13 protein-coding genes are annotated in these 19,187 nt (G+C 55.4%); 11 read left to right on the forward strand and 2 right to left on the reverse strand.

Annotated elements, in window-relative coordinates; translation table 11 throughout:
* Positions 1-33 precede the first annotated feature (33 nt).
* The gene (locus FHW66_RS00305; RefSeq protein ID WP_183377735.1) at positions 34-1,206 is read left to right on the forward strand and encodes a TIGR03364 family FAD-dependent oxidoreductase; all 1,173 of its coding nucleotides are present in this window, start codon (positions 34-36) and stop codon (positions 1,204-1,206) included.
* 65 nt (positions 1,207-1,271) lie between these two features.
* On the opposite strand, the gene FHW66_RS00310 is transcribed toward FHW66_RS00305, so the two are convergent.
* A complete protein-coding gene (locus FHW66_RS00310; RefSeq protein ID WP_183377736.1) occupies positions 1,272-2,216 on the reverse strand; it encodes a LysR substrate-binding domain-containing protein in 945 nt (314 codons plus the stop codon).
* 137 nt (positions 2,217-2,353) lie between these two features.
* Between FHW66_RS00310 and FHW66_RS00315 the strand changes: the two genes are divergently transcribed.
* From FHW66_RS00315 to FHW66_RS00360, 10 genes are all read left to right on the forward strand, one after another.
* A complete protein-coding gene (locus tag FHW66_RS00315; protein WP_183377737.1) occupies positions 2,354-3,145 on the forward strand; it encodes an SDR family oxidoreductase in 792 nt (263 codons plus the stop codon).
* 48 nt (positions 3,146-3,193) lie between these two features.
* Positions 3,194-4,627, forward strand: coding sequence for an aldehyde dehydrogenase family protein (locus tag FHW66_RS00320; RefSeq protein ID WP_183377738.1), 1,434 nt, complete (start codon positions 3,194-3,196; stop codon positions 4,625-4,627).
* A 40-nt stretch (positions 4,628-4,667) separates the two neighbouring features.
* A complete protein-coding gene (locus tag FHW66_RS00325; protein ID WP_183377739.1) occupies positions 4,668-5,426 on the forward strand; it encodes an SDR family oxidoreductase in 759 nt (252 codons plus the stop codon).
* A gap of 240 nt (positions 5,427-5,666) precedes the next feature.
* Positions 5,667-6,983, forward strand: coding sequence for an MFS transporter (locus FHW66_RS00330; protein WP_183377740.1), 1,317 nt, complete (start codon positions 5,667-5,669; stop codon positions 6,981-6,983).
* 152 nt (positions 6,984-7,135) lie between these two features.
* Positions 7,136-8,653 carry a YdiU family protein gene (locus tag FHW66_RS00335; protein ID WP_183377741.1) on the forward strand — a complete coding sequence of 506 codons (1,518 nt, stop codon included), beginning with the start codon at positions 7,136-7,138 and terminating at the stop codon, positions 8,651-8,653.
* A 54-nt stretch (positions 8,654-8,707) separates the two neighbouring features.
* Positions 8,708-9,106, forward strand: a complete 399-nt coding sequence (gene msrB / locus FHW66_RS00340; RefSeq protein ID WP_183377742.1) for a peptide-methionine (R)-S-oxide reductase MsrB — start codon at positions 8,708-8,710, stop codon at positions 9,104-9,106.
* Between the two features lie 68 nt (positions 9,107-9,174).
* Positions 9,175-9,795 carry a septation protein A gene (locus tag FHW66_RS00345; RefSeq protein WP_183377743.1) on the forward strand — a complete coding sequence of 207 codons (621 nt, stop codon included), beginning with the start codon at positions 9,175-9,177 and terminating at the stop codon, positions 9,793-9,795.
* Complete coding sequence (locus FHW66_RS00350) at positions 9,792-10,088, forward strand: BolA family transcriptional regulator (RefSeq protein ID WP_183377744.1); 297 nt, start codon at positions 9,792-9,794, stop codon at positions 10,086-10,088. The genes FHW66_RS00345 and FHW66_RS00350 overlap by 4 nt, the downstream gene beginning before the upstream one ends.
* A 162-nt stretch (positions 10,089-10,250) precedes the next feature.
* Positions 10,251-11,027 (forward strand): peptidylprolyl isomerase, encoded by a 777-nt coding sequence (locus FHW66_RS00355; RefSeq protein WP_183377745.1) that lies wholly within the window; start codon positions 10,251-10,253, stop codon positions 11,025-11,027.
* 430 nt (positions 11,028-11,457) lie between these two features.
* Complete coding sequence (locus tag FHW66_RS00360; protein WP_183377746.1) at positions 11,458-15,030, forward strand: hypothetical protein; 3,573 nt, start codon at positions 11,458-11,460, stop codon at positions 15,028-15,030.
* A gap of 88 nt (positions 15,031-15,118) precedes the next feature.
* Here the strand turns inward: FHW66_RS00360 and purL are convergent, their stop codons facing one another.
* Positions 15,119-19,138, reverse strand: coding sequence for a phosphoribosylformylglycinamidine synthase (gene purL / locus FHW66_RS00365; protein WP_183378593.1), 4,020 nt, complete (start codon positions 19,136-19,138; stop codon positions 15,119-15,121).
* Between the last annotated feature and the right edge of the window lie 49 nt (positions 19,139-19,187).

Below are 19,187 nucleotides of genomic sequence, written 5' to 3' on the forward strand. Positions count from 1 at the left end.
CGTATTTTTCGCCCAATGCAGATGGAGTATGGAATGAGCACTACCAACAAGGATCATGTTGATGTCGCCGTCGTCGGCGCAGGCATGCTGGGATTGGCGCATGCGTTTGCAGCCCTCAAGCGCGGCCTGCGGGTGGCCGTGTTTGAACGGACCAGCACCCCGATCGGCGCATCGATTCGCAATTTCGGCCAGGCGCTGGTCACCGGTCAGCCGCCCGGCGTCATGCTGGGTCTTGCCAAACAAAGCCGGGAGCTGTGGTTGCATCTGTCACAACGCGCCAATTTCAGCGTACGTGAAGGTGGTGTCCTGCTGTTTGCACGTAGCGCTGCTGAACAGGCCGTGCTGGAAGAATTCATGATCGTGCGCGCACGTCAGCATGGCTACGATGTTTCGTTGCTGGAAGGGGAACAGTTGGCGGCGCTGTATGGTGGCCGCTTCCGCCATCATCGGGCAGCGCTGCACGGCACTGCGGATTTGCAGCTCTATTCGCGTGAAGCGATCCCGGCATTGGTCTGCTATCTGCAATCGCAAGGCGTGCAATTTTATTTCAATACGCTGGTCAAGGAAGCCGGCGATGGGCAGCTCTCCACGACCGCTGGCGAATTCCGCGCTGAGCGTACCATTGTCTGCTCTGGCCATGACTATCAAACCCTGTTTGCCGAACAACTGGGCGCCATGAACCTGAAGGTGTGCCGCCTGCAAATGCTGCGCGCCAAGACCCGTGAACCGCTGGCACTGACGCATCCGGTCCTGACCGGACTGTCCTGCACCCACTATGGTGCATTTTCGGACTTGCCAAGTGCGGCAGCGCTGGACGCGGAGATCGAAGCCAATACACCGGCCATCAAACGTCACGGCATCCACTTGCTGGTCAGTCCGACGCCGTATCAGGAATTGATCATCGGCGACTCGCATTACTACGGTGTCGATGCGCCGCCGTTCAACAACGAAGAGATCGATCAGATCTTCATCGATCTGACCGAACACACGCTGGGTGTAAAGCTGGACGTGCTGGAGCGCTGGCAAGGTGTCTACGGCAGCAAGGGACCGGGACCATTTTCAGTCACCCGTATCGATGACCACACGACAGTCTCGTTAATGCATACCGGCATCGGAATGAGTGTTGGACTGGGATTGGGGGAGCGGGTGGTCAGCGCCTTGCTGGACAATACTGCCCTGCCCGATCCAGCTGTCGACACGCAATAATCACCTTCACCTTCACCTTCACCTTCACCTTCACCTTCACCTTCACCTTCACCTACGCGAAGAGGCTATTGCGAACGCATCAAGGCGTGTGCATGCAACCAGCGACCTGTGCGACACAGGTCGTCGGTCACATCCAGCACCAGTCGTTCAACGGCAGCAGCAGCATTGGTGAGCGGGATGTTCTTCGAAGCACACAAGGCCAGCGTGCGCGACATCGGCTCGCCGCTCATCGGATGCGCCACCATGTCGCCACGCTCAATCTCTGCCAGCAAGGGCGCAACCGGCAAGATGGTAGCGCCGATATCGGCCAGAATTGCCGACTTCAGAATCGCCACCGAGTTGATCTCGATCACGTTCTCCAGCGTCATGCCTTGCGCGCGTACGCGGTTTTCGATTCGTGGCCGCACACCGTGCTGCAAACCTGGCAAGATCAACGGAGCCTGAATCGCCCTGGCCAAGGTCACCGATTTGCTGCGGCCCACGCCATACTGAGAATCAGCGCGGGTGATATACATCATCTGCTCTTCCACCATTGGCGTAGCGGCAAAGGCCGATAGCTGACCATCATCGAACAGCACCGCCAGATTGATGCGCCCTGAGCGCAACTGCACGATCAGATTACCGGTCAGTTCCTCCGTCAGCAGCAAGGTGATTTCAGGATAAGTCGCACGAATGGCCGTCAGCAGTGGCAATGCCAAGGCGCCGGAAACACTCTGCGGGATGCCCAGCGCGACGGTTCCCGATGGCTTGCCGTTCGATTGCGCCACTGCCGATCTGGCATCCATGACCTGTTTCAGAATCGCCTGCGCATGCTCGTAGAAAATCTTGCCGGCATCGGTCGCAATCACCCCTTGCGCCGAGCGGTGTAGCAACTGCGCGGCGAGCTCTTCTTCCAGCTGGCGAATCTGCTGGGTCAACGCTGGCTGCGCAATATGCAGCACCCGTGCCGCACGCGAGAGCGAACCATGATCAACGATCGCAACAAAATACCTGAGTTGGCGCAGTTCCATGCGGACGTGGTGGGTCTTCAGAAAAAAGGAGCGCTCATTGTACGGTGCTTCACGCCGGACCGGAAAAACCGCAAGCACTTGCAACTGAAATACAAGACAGTGGTATCTTTTAGCGTCCTCATTTTCCGAGCCGCACCATGTCGCAACAGCCCGTCAGTTTGCCTTATCTGCAACAATTTTCCTTGTCCGGCAAAATCGCCCTGATCAGCGGCGCGAGCCGCGATATTGGTCTGGAGATCGCACGTGCCATGGCCGGTTGCGGTGCGCATGTGATCCTCAACGGACGCGATGCCACAACTCTTGATGCCGCTGCGGCAGAGATAAGGTCGATGGGAGGCTCCGTGCAGAGTCTGGCCTTTGACGTCACCGATACCGACGCCGTCAAACACGCCTTTGCCACTATTGCACAGCAACATGGACGGCTCGACATCCTGGTCAACAATGCCGGCGTTCGCAATCGCAAACCTCTGCTGGAATTCAGTGACGCCGAAATTATGGCCATGCTGTCAACCAACCTGATCGCCTCCTACACCCTATCCCGCGAAGCAGCCCGTCTGATGCTGCCGCAACGCAGCGGACGTCTGATTACCGTGACCTCGATTGCCGGCAAGGTAGCCCGTGCGGGCGATGCCGTTTATACCGGCGCCAAAGCCGGATTGACCGGCATGATGCGGGCGCTGGCTGCCGAATATGGCCCGCTGGGCATCACCAGTAACGCCATTGCGCCCGGAGGCGTGGCAACTGCCGCCAACGCTGCCGCCATCAGCGACCCGAAAATTAACGCCCACTTCGCCACCCGCACCCCACTGGGTCGCTGGGCGCAGCCGCAGGAAATCGCTGGCGCTGCGGTATTCCTCGCCGGGTCGGCTGCCAGCTATGTCAACGGTCACGTGCTGTATGTCGACGGCGGGATGTCGATCGCCATGTAAGTTTTCTTGCTACACCAGCCCAAGCCAACAAGAAAGGTCACCAGAACCATGAGACAACACTTCATCAACAACCTCTGGGTCGAACCCAGCTCGGGTGAAAGCATCGCTGTCATTGATCCCTCCGACGGCAAGGTGTTTGATGCGCTGGCGCGCGGCAATGCTGCCGATATTGACGCCGCCGTAATTGCCGCACGACGTGCCTATGACAAGGTCTGGCGCAAAACCAGCGCGGCAGAACGTGGCCGTCTGTTGATGAAACTGTCGCTGTTGTTGCAAGCGCATCAGGAAGAGCTGGCACAACTGGAAGCCCGCGATTGCGGCAAACCACTCAAACAAGCGCGGGCCGATGCGGCAGCAATTGCTCGCTACTTTGAATTCTATGCTGGTGCAGCCGACAAGCTGCATGGCGAAACCATCCCTTACCAAAACGGTTACACGGTATTGACCCTGCGCGAACCGCACGGGGTGACTGCGCATATCGTGCCATGGAATTATCCGATGCAGATCTTCGGCCGCTGTGTCGGTGGTGCACTGGCAGCAGGCAATACCTGCGTGGTCAAACCAGCGGAAGATGCCTGCCTGTCTTTGCTGCGAGTCGCCGAGCTGGCAGCCGAAGCAGGCTTTCCGGAAGGGGTGATTAATCTCGTCACCGGTTACGGTCATGAGGCTGGCGACTTGCTGGTCAAGCATGCTGATGTCGACCATGTTTCCTTCACCGGCTCCCCGAATGTGGGCAAGCTGGTCGTACGTGCCGCGGCGGAACACCATACGCCGGTCACGCTGGAGCTGGGCGGCAAGTCACCGCAGGTGGTGTTTGCAGATGCTGACATGGAGGCCATGGTGCCGGTGATCGTCAATGCCATCGTCCAGAACGCCGGACAAACCTGCTCTGCCGGTAGCCGCCTGCTCGTACAGCGCAGCATCTATGAGCAGGTGCTGGAGCGTGTGGGAGAAGCCTTTACCCGCTTGCGCGTGGGTTCATCGGCCATGGATCTCGATTGCGGCCCGCTGATCCGCAAGAGTCAGCAAGAACGGGTTGCTGGTTTCTTGCAAGACGCAGAACACAGCCGGATTGCCGTGGTGGCACAAGGTCGGATTGCCGATGGCGTGCCAGCGGGTGGTTTTTATCAGGCACCAGTGTTGTTACGCGATGTACCACCGCAACACAGGCTGGCGCAGGAAGAGGTGTTTGGCCCCGTGTTGGCAGCCATGCCGTTTGAGGAGGAAACTGATGCCATTACGCTGGCCAATGGGACCGATTACGGCTTGGTCGCCAGCGTCTGGACCCGCGATGGCGGACGCCAGTTACGACTCGCACGCGCACTGCGCAGCGGTCAGGTCTTCATCAACAATTACGGCGCAGGCGGCGGCGTCGAACTGCCCTTCGGTGGCGTCAAGGCCAGCGGCCACGGGCGAGAAAAGGGATTTGAAGCACTCTATGGCTTTACGGTCCTCAAAACCGTCGCCATTAAACATGATTGACCACAAGAACTAAAACACACAACAACCACAAGGAGAAGACATGCGACTCAACGACAAAGTAGCCATCGTCACTGGTGCAGGTTCTGGCTTTGGCGAAGGCATTGCCAAGACCTATGCGCGCGAAGGCGCACGGGTACTGGTCGCCGACATCAACGACAATGCCGGCCAACGGGTTACCGAAGAGATACTCAAGGCCGGTGGCCAGGCAAAATTTGTGCGGGCAGATGTGTCGAAAAGTGCCGATATGGTCAATTTGCTCAGCAGTGCACTTGCAGCGTTTGGTGGCGTGCATATCGTCGTCAACAACGCCGGCACCACCCACCGCAACCGTCCTATGCTGGAAGTCGAAGAAGACGAATTTGACCGGCTCTATGCGATCAACGTCAAAAGCATCTTTCTCAGTGCCAAGACCTTTGTGCCTTACTTCCGCACGCAAGGTGCCGGGGTCTTCATCAACATCGCCTCTACCGCCGGAATTCGCCCACGCCCAGGGCTGACTTGGTACAACGGCAGCAAGGGTGCGGTCATCACGCTGAGCAAGTCAATGGCAGCCGAACTGGGACCCGACAATATCCGCGTCAACTGCGTCAATCCGGTGATGTCCGCAACCGGCTTGCTCACCGAATTCATGGGCGTCCCCGACACGCCCGAGAATCGTAAACGCTTCACTGCAACGATCCCACTGGGACGTTTTTCAACTCCCGATGATATTGCCAACGCCTGCCTGTATCTGGGCTCGGATGAAGCGTCCTTTATTACCGGTGCCTGCCTTGAGGTAGATGGCGGTCGCTGCGTATAAAAAGACGGATAAAGCTCCTGACAAGCCTCCTGAGCTGTAGCTGCAGGCTTGTCAGCCTTGGCAGAAGGACGCATTTTTTTGCATTCGCACATGGTTATTTGTGCCTATAATGGATTTCGCATAAAGAGTATAAAAAAGACGATCAGCACTTTCATTCAACATCTGGCAGGAGCAGCGTTCCGGCCAGGCATAACAAGAAGGCTGAATCGAACATCCAATCTGATACGTATGGAGTGAGACATGTCGTATACAAGTTCTACGAGCATTGCAGCTTCACCTGAACAAAACCTGTCCTTTGAAGAATCCACGTTTCGCAAGGTCACATGGCGGCTCATGCCACTGCTGTTCCTGTGCTATGTCGCCTCCTATCTGGATCGTGTCAACGTCGGCTTCGCCAAACTGCAAATGTTGCAGGACCTCAAGTTCAGCGAAACCGTCTACGGCCTTGGCGCCGGTATCTTCTTCATTGGTTATTTCCTGTTTGAAATCCCCAGCAACATCATCCTGCACAAGGTTGGTGCCCGCATGTGGATTGCCCGCATCATGATTACCTGGGGGCTGATTTCGGGTGCCATGGTGTTCGTCACCACACCGCAGATGTTCTACGTCATGCGCTTCCTGCTGGGGCTGGCTGAGGCTGGCTTCTTCCCCGGCGTGATACTGTATCTGACCTACTGGTATCCATCCCACCGGCGTGGCAAGATCACGGCGCTGTTCATGACAGGTATCGCCATCTCGGGTGTGATCGGTGGCCCCTTGTCGGGCTGGATCATGCACTCGCTGCCGGGCGTCTTCGGTTACGCTGGCTGGCAATGGATGTTCATTCTGGAAGCAGTGCCTTCACTGGTACTGGGCGTGGTCGTGATCGTGCTGCTCAAGGACCGCATCCGCGATGCTCATTGGCTTAGCGAAGACGAAAAGCGGCTGCTGGAATCTCAGATAGAGGCCGAACAAAGCGGCAAGGAACACATGGCACTGGGTCAGGTGTTTCGCGACGGCAAGATCTGGCTCGGGGCACTGATCTACTTTTGCTTTGTGATGGGCTTGTATGGTGTCGGTTTCTGGCTTCCGACCATCATCAAGACGACCGGCGTGACCGATCCGCTCGACATTGGTCTGCTGACCATGATTCCCTACGGCGCAGCAGCGATTGCCATGATTCTGCTGGGGCGCAGTGCCGACATGTATCGTGAACGCCGCTGGCATATTGTGATTCCTGCTCTGCTGGGCGCTGTCGGCCTGCTCTTCAGCACGGCCTATGATCACAATACCCTGTTGGCGATGGCCTCGCTGACACTGGCGGCAATCGGCATTCTGAGCACGCTGCCCTTGTTCTGGAGCCTGCCTACCGCCTTTCTTAGCGGTGCTGCGGCTGCGGCCGGGATTGCACTGATCAACTCACTGGGCAATCTGGCAGGCTTTGTCAGCCCCTTTGTCGTGGGGTGGCTCAAGGACGCGACCCAAAGCACCAATACCGGCATGTATGTGCTGGCAGGCTCCATGTTGCTGGGAGCCCTGCTGACACTGGCGGTTCCGGCCAAACTGGTTAACAAATAGATAACAAACCGGGCGACAATCCAGTCGCTTTAAAATGCTGCACAAGCCTGGTTCCTGCTGACGCAGGGGCCAGGCTTCAGAAAGCCCAGGCCTGCTTGAGCGGGGTGCCCACTTCTCTGTCAGAATGTGGGTTTTCGCTGTCCGCTGGTGCCATGAACTCTCCTCTCCATCCTGCTTTTGCCTCGGTCGCAGCCCATGCACCGGCTACGCTGCCCGGACTGACATTCGGTAATACCTTTGCGCAATTGCCACCAGCGTTCTACACCCATCTGCCACCCACTCCTTTACCCGAACCTTATCTGGTCAGCGTCAGTCCATCTGCTGCAACACTGGTGGAGCTTGATGCTGCACTGACCGATACCCCCGAAGTCATTGCGATACTCACCGGCAATACCATTGCGGCAGGTTCGATGCCGTTGGCTGCCGTCTATTCGGGTCATCAGTTTGGCGTCTGGGCCGGGCAACTGGGCGATGGTCGCGCGATTCTGCTGGGGGATGTGCCGGCTGCCAATGGCACCCGCATGGAGCTGCAACTCAAAGGCGCTGGCCCGACGCCCTATTCACGCATGGGCGATGGCCGTGCCGTGCTGCGCTCGTCGATCCGGGAGTTTCTCTGCTCGGAAGCCATGGCCGGACTCGGCATTGCCACCACCCGTGCGCTCAGCGTGACTGGTTCAGATCTGCAAGTACGCCGTGAACGCATGGAATCGACTGCCGTAGTGACCCGTATGGCACCCAGTTTCATCCGCTTTGGCTCGTTCGAACACTGGTATTACCAGCAACGCCACGATGAGCTCAAGGTATTGGCAGACCATGTGATCAAGCACTACTACCCGCACTTGCAAAGCGCGACCAATCCCTATGCCGCGCTCCTGAAGGAAGTCACGCGTCGCACCGCGCACCTGATTGCCCAATGGCAGGCGGTGGGCTTCATGCACGGCGTGCTCAACACCGACAACATGTCCATTCTCGGGCTGACGCTCGACTACGGTCCGTTCGGCTTCATGGAAGCCTTCGATGCACGCCATATCTGCAATCACACCGACCAGCAGGGTCGCTACTCCTACCAAATGCAACCACGGATCGGACAATGGAACTGCTACGCGCTGGGTCAGGCGATGTTGCCACTGATTGGCAACGTCGAAGAAACCGAAGCCGCACTGGCCGATTACGAGCAGGAATTCGATACACGTCATCGGCAATTACTCCATGACAAGCTGGGCTTGCGGAGTGATACCCCCGAGGATCAGCCACTGCTGGATGCGCTGTTTGCGATCCTGCAAGATAACCATGTCGATTTCACACTGTTCTTCCGCCAACTGGGCAATCTGCATGCCGCCGACAACAGCGCTGACGCGCCCGTGCGCGACCTGTTCATCGATCGCCCGGCATTTGATGCCTGGGCGGTGCAATACCGCGCCCGTCTGCAGCAGGAAGGCAGTGACGATCGCCAACGCAAACCTGCCATGGATGCCATCAATCCGAAATACATCTTGCGCAACTATCTGGCGCAAGTTGCCATCGAGAAAGCTGAACGCAAGGATTTCTCCGAGATTGCCGCACTGTTGCAAGTCTTGCAGCACCCCTTCGATGAGCAACCTGACCATGAGGAATATGCCAGCCTGCCACCAGACTGGGCCAGCCATCTGGAAGTCAGCTGCTCCTCTTGATCTGTGCACACACCGCCATCACTTATTTAGCCTTACCTGTCAGGGAGACTCAACATGAATGCAAAAGTCGAGAAAACAGATGCCCAGTGGCGCACCCAGCTGGACCCGATGGAATATGAAGTGACCCGCCACGCTGCCACCGAGCGCGCCTTTACCGGTAAATACTGGGATCACCACGAAGCTGGCACCTATACCTGTGTCTGCTGCAATACACCCCTGTTCACCTCGGATGCCAAATTTGATTCCGGCTGCGGCTGGCCCAGCTATTTTGAACCTCTCAATGCCGACAATGTCCGTGAGAAAATCGATAAAAGTTATGGCATGATTCGTACCGAAATTATTTGCAATGTCTGCGACGCCCACTTGGGTCACGTTTTTCCTGACGGCCCACCGCCGACCGGCTTGCGTTATTGCATCAATTCGGCGTCACTGCGGTTTGATCCGAGTAAGTGACAACCCTGCCGGATGCTGATGCACCAACCTGATGGCTGAACCCATCAATTCTTGAAAAGACTGAACCGATGAAGTTTTTGTTTGACCTGTTGCCAGTGATCCTGTTTTTTGGCGTCTTCAAGTTAGCCGAAGGCAACCCTGGTGCTGCGCAAGATCTGGTATCGCACTACTTGTCCAACTTCATGTCGGGTGGTCCGGTGTCGGCCACGCTGGTGCCGATTCTGCTGGCCACTGCCGTCGCCATCGTCGCCTCGGTAGCCCAAATTGTTTACCTGCTGGCACGCCGCCGCAAGGTCGACGCCATGCTGTGGATTTCACTGACCATCATCGTCGTGCTTGGCGGCGCCACCATTTATTTCCAGAATGATACGTTCGTCAAATGGAAACCGACCATCCTGTATTGGGCCTTTGCGGTCACGCTGCTGGTCAGTCAGGTATTGCTCAAGAAAAACCTGATCCGTACGATGATGGAAAAACAGATGGTCCTGCCGGATGCGATCTGGGGAAGGCTGAGCCTGTCCTGGATCCTCTTCTTTAGCATCATGGGTCTGCTTAATCTCTACGTGGCATTCCACTACACGACCGATGTCTGGGTCAATTTCAAGTTGTTTGGATCGATGGGGCTGATGTTTGTCTTTATCATCGTGCAAAGCCTGTTTTTGTCCAAATACATGAAAGATGAGCCATGAGCAGTACTGAATCTGGCGTCGATCCACGCGTCGAAACCATCCTCGCCCGTCTGCAAAAAGCGCTGCAGCCAGCCAGCTGCGAGGTCGAAGACGAGTCCGCCCAGCACGCCGGACATGCCGGTGCTGCCAGCGGCGGCGGGCATTATCGGGTACGTTTGGTTTCGGCTGTTTTTGAAGGTAAAAATCGTTTAATTCGGCATCGGCTGGTGTATGATTGCCTCGCTGATATGATGCATAAAGAGATACATGCACTGGCTGTTACCGCGATTGCTCCCTCAGAAATAGTAAATTGACAAGAAACAAATCGAAATAGATTGAAACCGATTACAACAGATCATCTCCCCTGCTCTCCGTTTTCATCGTTCACGCTTGCTCTTGCCTGATCACTGACTACCATTCTTGTATTCTTTTCGCACTCTACCAACCACCCCATTTCCATTTTTTAGGATTCAATAATGACATTTAAACCTGCCCGTTTGCTGGTGTTGTTGTTAGCAACCGCCGCACTGCCTGTGATGGCGCAAAACATTGCTGTCGTCAATGGCAAGGCAATTCCTTCTGCACGTGCTGATGTGATGATCAAGCAAATGGCAGCGCAAGGTCAGCCTGACAGCCCGCAACTGCGAGGCGCCGTCAAGGAAGAACTGATCAATCGCGAAATCCTGATGCAGGAAGCCGACAAGCAAGGCATCAGCAACAATGCTGAAGTCAAGAATCAGCTGGAACTGGCACGTCAATCCATCGTCATCCGTGCATTGATCGGCGACTATCTGAAGAAGCATGCCGTCTCCGATGCGGATATCAAAGCCGAATACGAAAAATTCCGTTCCCAGGCTGGCGACAAGGAGTACCATGCCCGCCACATCTTGGTGGACAAGGAAGAAGATGCCAAGGCAATCATCGCCAAGCTCAAGGCTGGCAGCAAGTTTGAAGACCTGGCAAAGCAATCCAAGGACACTGGCTCCGCAGCTAACGGTGGCGATCTGGACTGGGCTAACCCAGCTTCGTTCGTCAAGCCATTCGCTGACGCACTGGTCGCTCTGAAGAAGGGTGATATCACCGATACGCCGGTCAAGACACAGTTCGGTTACCACGTGATCCAACTGGAAGACACTCGCCCAGCGAAGATCCCGACCCTGGACGAAGTCAAGCCGCAAATCACCGAAGCCCTGCAACAACGCAAGCTGCAAGCGTTCCAGGACGAACTGCGCAAGAAAGCCAAGATTCAGTAATCTGAACGTACCTGACCATGACAGCGCAAGCGTCATGGTCTAAAAAAACGCTCCCATCGGCGACGATGTGGAGCGTTTTTTATTGCCGCTGCCAGTTGCCCTTGATGCAGCGAGCGAAATACCCGTTGCCGCCCCCTGTATCAGCTGTTAACAGGCCCTAGATACCCATCTATAAAAATAGTAATAATAAAAATAAATTTTTGGATATATTCATATTTATTCGAGTCAATAGACCGAACTCTTTCTAGTTTTCATCGCTAAGCCCAAGCAATTCCACCAATAACAATCATCTTGGCAAGCGCCCGACCTGAGTGACTTCACCGGAATACGTTTCCAGTGCACTTCGATTTCAAGCTCACTTCAAGCTTATTTTCAGCTTTCGCAGGCCTCAGTCCATCTGTCGCACCATCAACTTCCAGGGAGTATGAACATGCCAATGCATCATGTCAGCATGCGCAACAACATCGGCCGCCACCAATACAAGAATGACCGGAGTGACCTGCCACATCATCAGCAGGAAAGACTAGACATGCTCGCGGAGCTACAGTCGAAGAATGTGGCCCAAAAGTGTCATCCCTTGGCAATGATGTATTTGGCAGCTTTAATGCTGCCCTATGTCCAGATGGTCAGCAATAGTCCCCGGAGGTTCGAGCACAGATATGACGAGCGGCGAGGTGCATCCCATCATGCATGTTCCCGCCCGGACGATACCGCTTGGTCACGCGCAGTTGCTCCTCGAGAGTGCCTGGAGATGCTACCCAGAGAAATGAGCAAACGACTGATCGCCGCCCGAACCTTACCAGCTCCCTGTACCTCGTTTAAAAACTCCTGGTTGTCGCTCGCCTGCGCAACCGCGATGCCCCTGCCAACCGATGGCGTAGCATGGGACAACGACAATGAGAGCGTGACACTGAGCACCGATGAATCCAAAAATCTTGTTATCTCGCTCTTGAAGCTGGCACTGGTGAAAAATGGAGAAATCAATCCGGAGCAGGCTGAAAGATTGGAATTTGAATGGCGCCTGCGCACCGCGACTGAACCTATCAAATTGAGCATAACAGAAGAAGAAGACTCACGGAGTAAACGTATTTCATTTGCCAATCATGAAAAGAATGTTGCGGCGCATATTGGCGAGCACTGCAGTTTTGAAGAAGAAATCATTCTTGATCTTGAAGGCAAGGACAAGGGAAAGATACTCCTGTTTCATGCACAGGTTGCCGAGAATCCATTTCGCCTGCTGTACGACTCCGGCACGAGTGAGCCATCCGCAAACCAGCGAAGGTTAGCGACCGGCCTGCAGTTCTTCACCGGTGTCGTGTCGATGGGATTCTCTACCCTGATTGGCAATGTACTGGCATCCTACCTCCGACTCAAACACCACCGCGAAAATAACGACAAAATTTGTTCCAGCCGTCAGTCAAGGCTTGTCATTGCCCATCTTGGTTCTTCTCTTGATATGAGTGGCAAGTTATTTACGTCCAGCCTTTCAAACGCCCCCGCACGATCCGCGCAGGCCGCCAGCAAGCCCTCCTTTTTTAGCTACAACAAGCAGACGCAGATACAACGTGAATTAATAGTGACCGCCAGCTCCCCACTCTCCGGTAAACCTGCCCAAAAGGTCACTCTCAACCCCCAGGGCGACAATACGTTCGTCGTCGTTTCTCCCTCTGGCACACCCACCGACGGCGCGCCAGAGCATGTCATTTTTGACGCTGAAAAGAAAATCTGGCGTTATGCGGACGATAAACACGCCAAGCCACTAGAACTTTCCATCGAAGAAGGAAACGCCTTTATCCGCGTTAATGGCCAAACGGTTGAATTGGATATTCAACAGGGCAAACTTGTTGCGCGCCAAGATGAGGGAGGAAAGTTTATGGAGGTCTACCAGAGTCCCCTGTCAAGGACATGGCATATGGCCCCCGCCGTCGATTCTTTGCTGTTAAAACGCCTGCACCATCTCTTGCAGCAACTCCAGGTGATGCCTGATCGCCTGAACCAGTATCGGGAAATCATGAACCATAACTCGGCTGCCTATGGTATGGGCACACTATATGAAGCAAGGCTATTACACAGCGACCCATCCAAAACCCAACCCCTTTACCTACTGGTAGAAATCCTGGGATACCTGCTACCGGTCAGAAGAAAAATGATTCCAGGACAGGGTATTCGCTACGACCTGTTCGACTTGAAGCTGCCAAGAAAGCGAAAACCGACCATCGTCTGGAATGGAAAATCCTGGACCGTTGAACGGATCAGTTCGACCAAGATCTCTGAAAAGCTGAAGTCCAGTATCACAGCAGACATGTTCGATGACACTGCACGCTCCTCTCGATTATCCGCTGCTGACCAACAAGGAATACGATGGACCCATGACCATCGCGGCTACCTGAAGGTCAAAGGAAAGTTCGTTGAAGTCCATCGCGGAGAAGAGACGCTACTCGGTCGACCTAACGGTATACAGATCGTTGTGCGTTATCAGGATGCTCAATTTGATCTTGCACCGCCAAAGAAGCTGAGTTTACCCAGAGTGCTCAGCGAACAGGGCAAGCAGGCTGGCCGACAGGTGGCACAGGAAAGACACGTTATCGAACGTCTCACCAAATCTGATTTCCAGCAACCGATAAAACAGGGCATTTACATCACAGATGCCGGTGCCAAGATACTTTCTGATACCGATGCCGGGCTCATATACCAAGACCACTTGGCAACGGACGAACTTGTCATCACCGCAAGCGATGTCGTCACACTGACGGATATTTATGCATTCGTTGAATCGGCAAGCAAGAGCAAGATCAACAGCGATAAACTACGTGTCGAGCAAATCGCTTCCGCGTCCTTGCAAACCAGACGCTTCAAAATTTCCTACGATGGTACCGAACTGGTCTTGGATGCAGGCATCAATCCGCGCAGTATGCGACTTCTTGATGCAACGGCGAGTGCCCGAGCGTTGACGAAGTACGAAAATAGTCGCTCCAGCAATAACATTCCCAATATCATGACGCTCAGAAGAGGAATGGATATACGCTCCCCTGATCACGACAGGTACATTGCCATCTCCAGACGTATTCAGGAAGGTGCCAGCAGCATCGACAGCCTGCTTGCCGATCGACAGGAAAAGGGCGCGCAGGGAAAGGCATTGGTCCTCGGCGAGAGCGACTTTATCGCGCACTGTTCGCTGGACACATTTGTTTATTGTCCCTTTGAACTCATCTACCAAGGGTTAAAAGACCACTTCATTCCTCTCAGCAAGAAATATCCGGATGCGATCATCGCTCCTGGCTCCCTCTATATTTCATCTCACATTCCTGATCGTGTGCGTGACAATTGCAAAATTTACCGTTTGGGAGATACGACCAAATCGATCAATACTGCCATCAGTTTCTCGACAAAAATTGCGCCTGTATTCAGCGGCGGCAAGTTGATCACGATTGGCAGAAAAGGGGATTATATGAGCCGCTCCGTCAGCGCCGAGAACACGGTAATGACCGATCTGGGACTCTCGATCGCCTCCGATACCGTACTCTCGGCTGCCGATACCGGAAGGATTCATCCAGAAAGCATCTTTACAGGAAAAACCCGTCTACCTGACGAAACCAAGGCGCTCAAAACCCTGTTCGCCAACGATCTCACCGACAAAGCCGTGCGCAACATTCATAGTCTGCACAACAATGAATTCATGGTCGACGGCGTGAAATTTCTGCTAGTCATCGGGAACGAAACAGCCATCCATCCTGCCCCTAATCAAATGTCCCATTTGCGCCGTATCGCCTTGTCCTCCATGCATGCGCCTACCTCAGTCACACACGGTAACCGCTATGACTACCTGCTCCATATCTCCGCATCGCATTGGCTTGATGACATCATGCTATCAACCAGCGCCAACTATGTGCGTGCCGATGCTAGTGAAGAGAGTGTTTTCATTTCCGAAACCAGCGAACGAACATGCCACATCACTGACTGGCCGGAGCAACATATGCTGGTCTATGACTTTCTGCCTACCTGAACTCGATTGATCTGAACAAGGCGTAAAAACGCTCCATGCCGTCACCAGCAGGAGCGTTTTTGCATGCTGTCAAACAGGCCTGTCTTTCTTAGCCGACCCACTTACGTGCATTGCGGAACATACGCATCCAGGGCGAATCCTCACCCCAGCTATCCGGATGCCAGGAATGGATGACGCTGCGGAAAGCACGTTCAGCATGCGGCATCATGACGTTGAAGCGACCATCCGGTGTTGTTACCGCCGTAATACCTTGTGGCGAACCGTTTGGATTGTACGGATAGGCTTCGCTGGCTACGCCCTTGTTGTCGACAAAGCGCAGGCCAACCAGTGCCTTGCTGATATCACCGGTTTGCGAGAAGTCAGCAAAACCTTCACCATGCGCCACCACGATCGGGGTCTGGGTACCGGCCATGCCTTGCAGGAAGATCGACGGCGATTCCTGCACTTCGACCATGGCAAAGCGAGCCTCAAACTGCTCCGACTTGTTACGGGTGAATTTCGGCCACGCTTCGGCACCGGGGATGATTGATTTCAGGTTGCTCATCATCTGGCAGCCGTTGCAGATACCCAGCGAGAAGGTATTGTCGCGCTGGAAGAACTGTGAAAACTGTCCGGACAATTTGTCATTGAACAGAATCGTCTTGGCCCAGCCTTCGCCAGCACCGAGCACGTCACCGTACGAGAAACCACCGACCGCAATCAAGCCGAGGAAATCATTCAGATTGGCACGACCGGCAATCAGATCGCTCATATGCACGTCGACCGCTTCAAAGCCAGATTTGTGCATCACGAAAGCCGTTTCCACATGCGAATTGACGCCCTGCTCACGCAGGATCGCCACCCGTGGGCGGGCACCGGTATTGATGAATGGTGCGGCGATGTCTTCCTGCGGATCGAACGTCAGCTTCGGCGTGATGCCAGGATCGGTCAGATCGAGCAAGCGGTCATATTCGGCATCGGCACAGGCCGGATTGTCACGCAGACGTGCCAGACGCCAACTGGTCTCGCTCCAGATCCGGTGCAGTTCGCTACGTGGCTGGCTGTAGATATTCTTGGCATCGCGCATGAACTCGATCACGTCACGATTGTTCGGCTTGCCGATGATATGGCTGCACGCTCCCAGATTGAAGCTGCGCAGCACATTCATGACTTCGGACTTCTGTTCGGCACGGACCTGGATCACAGCACCCAGCTCTTCACTGAACAATGCGCGCAGCGTCAGTTCATTGCGGCGCTCAGCGACTTGCGAAGCCCAGTTCTTGGAATCACCCCAATCGGAGGCATGTTCGCCCTCCATGGTCAGAATATCCAGATTGACCGACAGACCGCTACGACCGGCAAAGGCCATTTCGGTCAGGGTAGCAAACAAGCCACCATCAGAACGGTCGTGATACGCCAGCACCTGGCCTTGTTGATTCAGTTGCTGGATCGCCGCCAAGAAGCCCTTCAGGTCTTCCGCGCTATCGACATCCGGCACCTGATTGCCGATCTGCTGCATCACCTGCGCCAGCGCCGATGCGCCCATACGGTTCTTGCCACGACCGAGATCAATCAAGATCAGGACGGTGTCGCCCAGATCCTTGCGGATTTGCGGTGTCAGTGTGCGACGGATATCTTGCACCGGCGCAAACGAAGAAACGATCAACGACACCGGCGATGTCACGGCCTTGGCAACGCCGTCATCCTTCCAGGTAGTGCGCATGGACAGCGAATCCTTGCCGACCGGGATCGACACACCCAGCGCCGGGCACAGTTCCATGCCAATCGCCTTGACCGTGTCGAACAATGCTGCATCCTGACCGGGCTGACCACAGGCCGCCATCCAGTTGGCGGACAGCTTGATATCAGAAATCTGACCAATCGCTGCCGCAGCGATATTGGTAATCGCCTCACCCACTGCCATACGGCCCGAAGCTGCGGCATCAATCACCGCCAGCGGGGTGCGCTCACCCATCGCCATGGCTTCACCGAGATAGCCTTCCAGACCCATTGCGGTCACGGCACAGTCAGCCACCGGCACCTGCCACGGGCCGACCATCTGATCGCGCACGCTCATGGCACCCACGCTACGGTCACCAATGGTGATCAGGAACGACTTATCGGCCACGGTTGGCAGGCGCAACACACGCTGTGCGGCCTCGACCAGATCGATACCGGTCAGATCAATCGGTGGCAGCGGATTGGCAACGTGCTGCACATCGCGGTGCATCTTGGGCGGCTTGCCCAGCAGCACCTCCATTGGCATATCGACCGGATTGTTGTCCTGCTCCGGATCAACCAGCTTCAATTGACGTTCTTCGGTAGCAGTACCCACTACCGCAAACAGGCAGCGCTCCCGCTCGCACAGGTATTGGAAGCGTGCCAGCTGCTCCGGCGCAATGGCCAGCACATAACGTTCCTGTGATTCGTTACTCCAGATTTCCTTGGGTGCCAGACCACTTTCTTCGAGCGGGATCTTGCGCAGATCAAAAATCGCGCCGCGCTTGGCATCATTGGTGATTTCCGGGAACGCATTGGACAGACCACCTGCCCCGACATCGTGAATCGACAGAATCGGATTATCGTCACCCAGTGCCCAGCAGGCGTTGATGACTTCTTGTGCGCGTCGCTCCATTTCAGGATTGCCACGCTGTACCGAATCAAAGTCCAGATCGGCCGTGTTGGCACCGGTTGCCATCGACGACGCTGCACTACCACCCATGCCGATACGCATGCCCGGGCCACCCAGCTGGATCAGCAGGCTGCCAACTGGCAGATCATTCTTTTTGGTGTGCTTGGCCGAGATGTTGCCGATACCACCAGCGATCATGATCGGCTTGTGATAACCCTGCACATTGCCGCCCACGTTTTGCTCGTAGGTACGGAAGTAGCCACCCAGATTGGGACGACCGAATTCATTGTTGAACGCTGCGCCACCGAGCGGACCATCGATCATGATCTGCAACGGTGAAGCAATACGGTCTGGTTTGCCATAAATACCTGACTGTGCCAGTGCATCGCGCTGTGCCACCGGCTGAGACACGTCACGCGCGTTTTCCCAGGGTTGCACGGCATGCGTGATCATCAGATTGGAAACGGTAAAGCCCGTCAGGCCAGCCTTGGGCTTGGCGCCACGACCGGTCGCACCTTCGTCGCGAATCTCGCCACCCGCACCAGTGGACGCACCAGGGAATGGCGAAATCGCGGTCGGGTGGTTATGCGTTTCGACTTTCATCAAAATATGGGTGAGCTCATCGCTGGCAGCATAGACATTGCCCTGTTCGGCACCGCGCTGATAAAAGCGCGAAATCTCGGCGCCTTCAATGATCGACGAGTTGTCGCTGTAAGCGACCACGGTGCCTTGCGGATGCAGCTCATGGGTATTGCGGATCATGCCAAACAAGGATTTGTCCTGCTTGACGCCGTCGATGGTCCAGTCGGCATTGAAAATCTTGTGGCGGCAATGTTCGCTGTTGGCTTGCGCAAACATCATCAGCTCAACGTCGGTCGGATTACGCTGGGCGCGTGTAAAAGCGGCGACCAGATAATCGATTTCATCATCCGACAATGCCAGTCCCAGCTCACTGTTGGCCTGCTCCAGCGCACCCTTGCCACCTGCCAGCAGGTCGATAAAGGCCAGCGGTTTCGCTTCCAGCTCACGGAACAGGCCGCTCGCTTCTTCCGCGCTACGCAGCACCATCTCGGTCATGCGGTCATGCAGCAACGCTGCCACGGCCAGCAGACTGGCTTCGGCCAGCTTCTTGACACCACCCAACAAGCCGGTTTTAACCTGCACGTGGTACACAATCCCGCGCTCGATACGGTGGATGTGCGCCATGCCGCAGTTATGCGCGATATCGGTCGCCTTGCTGGCCCAGGGAGAGATCGTACCGAAGCGTGGAATGACGACGAATTCATCGCCGTCTGCAGCGCCGTTGAATGGTTCGCCATAGGTCAGCAAGCCGGTCAGGCGGGACTTGTCCTCTTCCGAGACTGCGCCATGGGCGTCAATGAAGTGGACAAAGCGTCCGGTCACACCGGTAATGGAGGCGTCAACCGACTGCAATTGAGACAAAAGACGTTGGGTGCGGAAGGCAGAGAGGGCGTTAGAGCCCGGCAGAATCAGCATGGCAGAAGTCAAGGATGGCGGTGAAAAATCGGGGCGTTTCATCGGGTCA

The sequence above is a fragment of the Herbaspirillum sp. Sphag64 genome, from assembly GCF_014192645.1.
Taxonomy (GTDB): Bacteria; Pseudomonadota; Gammaproteobacteria; order Burkholderiales; family Burkholderiaceae_D; genus Herbaspirillum.